This window comes from Pedobacter sp. 01T416_2, assembly GCF_056398925.1.
Map to the genome: position 1 here is coordinate 1 of NZ_JBFTQI010000231.1, position 7,733 is coordinate 7,733.

General features: G+C 39.9%; 4 protein-coding genes. All 4 read right to left on the reverse strand.

From position 1 onward, the window contains the following. Positions 1-1,204: NrfD/PsrC family molybdoenzyme membrane anchor subunit (gene nrfD / locus AC1DPQ_RS11620; protein WP_477609387.1), on the reverse strand; the 1,204-nt coding region annotated here is incomplete at its 3' end. A gap of 26 nt (positions 1,205-1,230) precedes the next feature. Beyond that, positions 1,231-4,263, reverse strand: coding sequence for a TAT-variant-translocated molybdopterin oxidoreductase (locus AC1DPQ_RS11625; protein WP_477579773.1), 3,033 nt, complete (start codon positions 4,261-4,263; stop codon positions 1,231-1,233). A 48-nt stretch (positions 4,264-4,311) separates the two neighbouring features. Then, positions 4,312-5,604 carry a c-type cytochrome gene (locus tag AC1DPQ_RS11630; protein ID WP_477579775.1) on the reverse strand — a complete coding sequence of 431 codons (1,293 nt, stop codon included), beginning with the start codon at positions 5,602-5,604 and terminating at the stop codon, positions 4,312-4,314. A 255-nt stretch (positions 5,605-5,859) separates the two neighbouring features. Next, the gene (locus AC1DPQ_RS11635) at positions 5,860-6,840 is read right to left on the reverse strand and encodes a deoxyhypusine synthase family protein (protein WP_477579777.1); all 981 of its coding nucleotides are present in this window, start codon (positions 6,838-6,840) and stop codon (positions 5,860-5,862) included. Positions 6,841-7,733 lie beyond the last annotated feature (893 nt).

Consider the following 7,733-nt stretch of genomic DNA (forward strand, 5'->3'; position numbering starts at 1 on the left):
ATGGAATATAATCGCGGTGTAATGAAGTAACAATAATTACGAAACGCTCAAACCACATACCGATGTTTACTACGATAGATAAGATCCAGGTAGCACGGATGCTTAAACGGATTTTCTTGAACCATAATAGTTGTGGTGAGATTACGTTACAAGTCATCATCATCCAGTATGCCCACCAGTAAGGACCAGTAGATCTGTTAATGAAAGCATATTGCTCATATTCAGAACCCGAATACCAGGCGATGAAAAACTCTGTTAAATAAGCCACACCTACGATAGATCCGGTTAAGATGATGATTTTATTCATCGACTCGATGTGGAACATGGTGATGTAGTTCTCTAAGCCTAATACTTTACGTGCAACCAATAATAAGGTTAATACCATCGCAAAACCTGAGAAGATCGCCCCTGCTACGAAATATGGAGGGAAGATCGTGGTGTGCCATCCTGGAATTACCGATGTTGCAAAGTCCATTGATACAATCGTGTGTACCGAAAGTACAAGTGGTGTGGAAATACCTGCTAAGATTAACGACACCGCTTCGAAACGCTGCCATGTTTTAACACTTCCACTCCATCCAAAAGAGAAGATAGAATAGATTTTTCTACGTGTGCCTACTGCACGGTCGCGGATGGTAGCAATATCTGGTAATAAACCCGTGTACCAGAATAATAATGATACCGAGAAGTAAGTAGAGATTGCAAACATATCCCATACCAATGGTGAGTTAAAGTTTACCCAAAGTGACCCGAACTGGTTTGGTAAAGGTAAAACCCAGTATGCCAACCAAGGGCGGCCCATGTGTGATACAACGTAAGTTGCTGCACAAATAACCGCAAAGATCGTCATCGCCTCTGCAGAACGGTTGATGGAGTTACGCCAGTTCTGACGGAAAAGTAATAGTACTGCCGAAATTAGTGTTCCAGCGTGACCGATACCTACCCACCACACAAAACCGGTGATATCCCAAGCCCAACCTACTGTTTTATTTAAACCCCAAGCTCCGATACCGTTCCAGAAGGTGTAGCTCACTGCAACCACCCAAAGTAAAGCGCCTAATGAAGCAAAGGTAAAACCAATCCACCAAGCTTTATTTGGCTTGTTTTCTACCGGGCCTAAAATATCATCCGTAATTTTTGCATACGTGATGTTATCTCCGGTAATTAATGGTTCTCTAAGTATTGATTCGTTATGTCCTGACATAATTTGTATTTTCTTTATACTAAAGCTTACGCTTGTACTGTTGTATCTGTGTTTCTAATTTTTGTCATGTATCCGATACCCGGTTTCACATTGATCTCTTCTAATACGTAGTAGATACGCTCAGAACGTAATGCTTTTGAAACCTCTGAATTTGGATCATTTGCATCACCAAATACAATCGCATTTGCTGAACAAGCTTCCTGACAAGCCATTTTAATATCGCCATCTTTTAATGGACGTTTCTCCAGTTTAGCTTGTAATTTGCCACCTTGTATACGTTGAATACACATAGAGCATTTTTCCATTACCCCTCTCGAACGTGTAGTTACATCAGGGTTTAAAACTAATTGGGTAAACTCGTTATTTAAATAGTTATCGAAACGTGAATCGTTCCAGTAGTTAAACCAGTTGAAACGACGTACTTTATACGGACAGTTATTCGCACAGTAACGTGTACCTACGCAACGGTTATAAGCCATGTGGTTTAAACCATCACTTGAGTGTACAGTTGCCAATACCGGACAAACTGTTTCGCAAGGTGCATGATCACAGTGTTGGCATAACATTGGCTGGTGAACCACAGAAACATGATCTAAGTCTTCTAACTTAGCAATTTCTTTCTCTCTGGTTACATCACCAGCTGCAGTTTCGTAGCTATAATAACGATCGATACGGATCCAGTGCATTTCACGACGACGGCGAACCTCATCACGGCCTACAACAGGAATGTTGTTTTCTACGTTACAGGCAACAATACAAGAACCACAACCTGTACAAGCATTCAAATCGATTGCCATAACCCAGTTGTTACCTGGTTTTTCGTATTGATCCCAAAGATCGTAATCTTTATGCTCGCCTTTTTCGTTACCAGCTCCAGGATTTTTTAAGTACGCCGCAAAAGTAGCTTCTTTAATCACTGCTCGGCCCTCGAAAGAGTGGTGAGTTTGTGTTTGAGCCAATTCGTAATAACCGCCTGTTGGGGTAATGGTTACCGAAGTAGCATATTGGAAAGTTCCATTTACAAAAGAAACAAAAGGGAAAGCATTTTTACCCACATCGTTACCAGCTTTACCAACTTTGGTACGGCCATAACCTAATGCGATAGATGCAGTTCCTTGTGCTTGCCCTGGCTGGATCAATACCGGAAGATCTACTGAATATCCGTTGCTCGCTTTAACCGTTACAACATCAAATTCTTTAACCTTTAATTTCTCGGCAAACTTAGGTGCAAGTGCAACATAGTTATCCCAGGTTACTTTAGAAACCGGATCAGGTAACTCTTGTAAGAATGCGTTGTTTGCATTTTTACCATCACGCATCGGGATGCTTTCGTAAACCTGTAATTCTACTTCTTTAGCTAAAGCTTTGCTGCTATTCGCAATTGAAGTAGCAACTTGTGCTAAAGATTGTGTGAATGAATATACTCCAGCGGTTTTTGCTGTTGCAGTAACCACTCCTTTTTCTAAAACTTCTTCCCATTTCAAACCAACAGCTGGTAACATTTTAGCTTCCCAGTTGCTGCGTACAAACTGATAGTAATCTTTAACCGGAGCATCAGCCCAGGTTAATAAACTTTCTTCAGCCTGGCGGCTATTGAAAACAGGGTTGATAGTTGGCTGAACGATAGAATAATATCCTTCGTAAGCGTTTGCATCACCCCATGATTCTAAATAGTTATGGTTAATTGCAATGGCATCACAAGCGGTTGCAGTTTCATCAGCACGATCAGAGAATGAAATTTTAGCAGGAACCTTAGCTAATGCATCAGTAAATGCTTTGGCATTTGCAGCATCGTAAACTGGGTTACTGTTTAAGAATAAAACAGCACCAACTTCGCCGCGGTTCATTTCAGCAACTAAGCCATTGAATTCGGCATCGTTACCTGCATATAAATAACAAGGGTTATCCAAATCGATAGTAGTACCATAACTTCCGATAGCGGCGTTAATGGCATTTACTAAAATCTGAGTAGAAACATCGTTCGAACCACAAACTACAAGGCCTTTACCTTTAGCTTGTACTAATTCTTTAGCTACCAATTTAATTACTTTATCGGCAGTGGTGTTGTTACCTAACGTTCCGCCAGGTAAAGCACTACCGGTAATTGCATTGTATAAGGCAATTAAAGCAGGTCCTTCTTCCGATAATTTAACCGGAACACGGGTATCTGCATTGGTACCTGTTAAGCTCATTCCACTTTCGAACTGAATGTGGCGGCTCATTTTTTTATTTTCTAACGATTTGTAGTTACGGTTAGCAGTATACTGAGCAGTAAACTCTTCTCCGCTAATCCAGGTACCTAAGAAATCGGCACTGAAACTTACAATTAAATCGGCCTTATCAAAGTTGTATTTAGGTAAAACTGCTTTACCGAAACTGTTTTGGTTAGCCTGGATAATACCAGTATAAGAAACCGCATCGTACTGAACCAATTTAGCAGCAGGATATTTTGCAATAAACTGCGCAATAACTGCATTAGTTGATGGGCTGTTTACGGTTGATGCTACAACACGGATTTTCTTTCCACCCGCCTGTGCTTTTGCCAACTCGCCTTTTACAAAGCTGTCGATTTTTGCCCAGGTAGTTTCTTCAACTTTTCCATCTTTTACTAAAGCTGGCGCTTTTAGTTTAGATACATCATATAAATCTAAAACCGAAGCTTGCGCTCTCGCATCCGTACCGCAGTTAAATTGACCCGCATTTAGATTTGGTTCAATTTTAATCGGCCGACCTTCCCTTGTTTTAACCAAAATACTCTGGCCATTAAAGCTAGACGTATAATAGTTAGGAATACCTGGAGTAACCTCTTCAGGTTTTACCAAATAAGGGATAGATTTTTTTAACGGTGTACTTTGGCAGGCAGCTAATGTAACGGCACCTAAACCAAAACCTAACGCCTTTAAAAAGTCGCGGCGTGGGGTAACGGTACTTAACCCTGCTTCATTTAAAACATCTTCTATTGGAAGTGGCTCGGCGAATTCGTTTTTGCTATTCTTAACAAAATCGGGTGTATTGTTATACTCCTCTAAGCCTTTCCAGTATTTTTTGTTGCTTTCCATTTAAGCTATATTACTGTTTATTCGAACGTTCTTACTAAACTCTATCTATTAATAGTGGCATTTACCACACTCTAAACCACCCAATAACGCTGGTGTAATTTTCTCGCCTTTTTTAATCTTCTCGTGCGCTTCGATAACCTTAGCGTAGAAAGCATTATTTTTCTGACCAGAAATATCTGTTTCCTTATGGCAGTTAATACACCATTTCATGGTTAATGGAGAATATTGGTAAATTTCTTCCATTGTATTAACAGGACCGTGACAAGCGAAACATACAGGTTCTGTTGGTTGTAATCCTTTTGCTTTACGGATTGCATCTTCTGCAACAACTACGTGTTGAGAGTGATTGAAGTAAGCAAAATCAGGAAGGTTGTGTACACGTACCCACTCCATTGGTTTAGCTTTACCTTCATCATATTTCTGTGTTTCAGGATCGTAACCTAAAGCATTGTAGATTTTTTTGATCTCAGGAGAAATCTCACCATCATATTTATCTCTCGCCTGAACAGCTTTATGGCAGTTCATACAAACGTTTAATGATGGAATAGTTGCATTTTTAGATTTAAATGCTCCATTGTGGCAATACTGACAATCGATCTGATTGATACCCGCGTGCAACTCGTGAGAGAATTTAATTGGCTGAACTGGTTGGTAACCGGTATGAACACCAGTATTCCACATGCCCATCCAACCGAATGAACCTAAACAGATGATTAAACACAAGATAAAGAACATTACAAATTTCTTGTTTTTGAACATCTTGCGCACACCTACCTTTAATGGCACATCTTCTTCAATCTCGATACCTTGTTTTTGTAAAATCAGGCGTTCTAACAATTTAGAAGCACGGCCTAAGATTACTAAAATAACAATCGCCAATACAACGATAGCCACAATACCTGCAATTGATAAACCTGAAGTAGATTCGTCTTTTACTGCAACACCACCTGCCGGAGTAGCGGCTTTTGGCTCGCCTTCTTTAATGTACGCTAAGATATCTTTTACTTTTGCATCATCTAACTCAGGGAAGGTAGTCATTGCTACTTTACCGTTATCGTTAAACAATTTAACAGCTGCAGGATCTCCGGCAGCAATCATAGCCGCGTTGTTCGGAATCCATTTTAACAGGAACGCTTCAGGGTGACGATCGCTTACTCCTTCTAATGCCGGACCAATAACTTTGTGATCTAACGCATGGCACGAAGAACATTTTGCTTTGAAAAGCGTTCTTCCTTCTTTAGCATCCTGCGCATTTACGGTAGAAACCGCTATTACGGAAATTGCTGAAAATACGAATAACGACTTCCAAACGCTTTTTAAAATCATCGAGATATCTCTCATAATGAACACTTTATACTTATTTAATTTACTTTTTGTTGTGAAATTGATGCTGAACTAGGGGTAGCCCCACCAAAACTTGAACAAAAGTATAACTTATTAATAAATCCCATGACATAATAGTGACTGGAAATACAATTTATAATCATTCTAAACAAATGTCATTTCAAGCCATTCAGGCAATAAAAATGCCCATTTTTGATATGTTATCTTCAATGGGCATACTAGAAACCAATTTGGTTTATTTATTTTTAATGATTATTGTTTTAATATCCAGGCAAACATTAACGGTGCTACAATTGTTGCGTCACTTTCTACAATAAATTTTGGGGTGTGGATATCTAATTTACCCCAGGTAATCTTTTCGTTCGGTACAGCACCAGAATATGAGCCATAAGAAGTGGTCGAATCTGAAATCTGGCAGAAATAACTCCAGAAAGGAATATTTTCCATTTCCATATCCTGATAAAGCATTGGCACTACACAAATAGGAAAATCGCCGGCTATACCGCCACCAATCTGGAAGAAACCAATTCCTTTGCCTCCGCTGTTTGCAATATACCAGTCGGCCAACCAACCCATATATTCAATACCACCTTTTACAGTAGTTGCGGTAAGTTCTTTTTTCATCACATACGATGCAAAAATGTTTCCCATGGTAGAATCTTCCCATCCCGGAACTACAATTGGCAAATTCTTTTCAGCCGCAGCAAGCATCCATGAATTTTTAGGATCAATTTCATAGTATTGTTCTAAATCTCCGCTTAAAAGCATTTTATACATAAATTCATGCGGAAAATAACGCTCACCTGCAGCTTCGGCATCCATCCAGATTTTTTGGATGTGTTTTTGTAAACGGCGGAAAGCCTCTTCTTCAGGGATACAGGTATCGGTAACACGGTTGTAATGGTTTTCTAAAAGGTCCCATTCATCCTGCGGACTTAAATCGCGATAGTTTGGTACACGTTTATAATGTGAATGTGCTACCAGGTTCATAATATCTTCTTCAAGGTTTGCACCAGTACAAGAAATAATAGCCACTTTATCCTGGCGGATCATTTCTGCAAGTGAAATTCCCAATTCTGCAGTACTCATTGCACCAGCAAGTGTGATCATCATTTTACCACCTTCATCTAAATGCATTTCGTATCCTTTAGCCGCATCCATCATTGCCGCAGCATTAAAATGGAGGTAATTACGCTCCATAAACTGAGATATTGGTCCTCTTGTATTGCTCATTTCGTTTTGTATTGTTTGCCGCAAAAATAGGTATTTAGGCCGAAAGGTAAAAGCGTTTTACGCTTGGGGCATGGCGTTTAGCGTTAAATTAGTCCCAAGTCCATAGTTTTCAGTCCAAAGTCGGTTAAAATCATAAAGCGCATTTCCCTCGCGATTGTCATCCTGAGCGTAGTCGAAGGATCTTTTTTGAAAAGCAGTTGCTTAGCCCCTATTAAAGGTAGTCCGGCTTTCCGGTACAAGTCCGTCCCGATGAATCGGGATACCTCACCTGTGGGCTTTTCCCTATAATCCGGTTTAGGTGGCCTAAATCTTACAATTATTAAAGTTTGTCCCAACCCATAGCTACAAAACACAGATCTGTATGACTTCTCGCAACCCCAAATAGTACGGCAAGCCACGCCACCTAAACCCGACCGTAGCGGGATGCTCCCAATTTAAGAACTTGTCTGTTTTGTTTTTTATTGTGCGCTTGCTTGTTTCACAGGTTTCATTGGAGCAGAAGCGGGGGCGGGACTGTTCGCCCCTAAATGCTACTGTATCTGCTTTCAAAAAAACAATAAAATAACCGCTAATAGAAGAATTCTCTCCAAATTGGTTAACTGAACAATTAACCGATTTCCCTCGCGATTGTCATCCTGAGCGTAGTCGAAGGATCTTTTTTTGAAAAGCACTTGAAGTAACATTAATTACAAGATATCCGCGACCAGTTAACCATTTTAAACAATTAACCGATTAACCAATAATTGGCAGTTTGCGGTCACCAATGAACAAATGACCAATGAACGAATGAACTATAACTAAATTTCCTTTTCTTTGTGGCAATGAAAAAATATTATCTAATTATTTTACTTGCGCTCATTTCAGGAAGTTCGTTTGGACAGATGAAACTGATC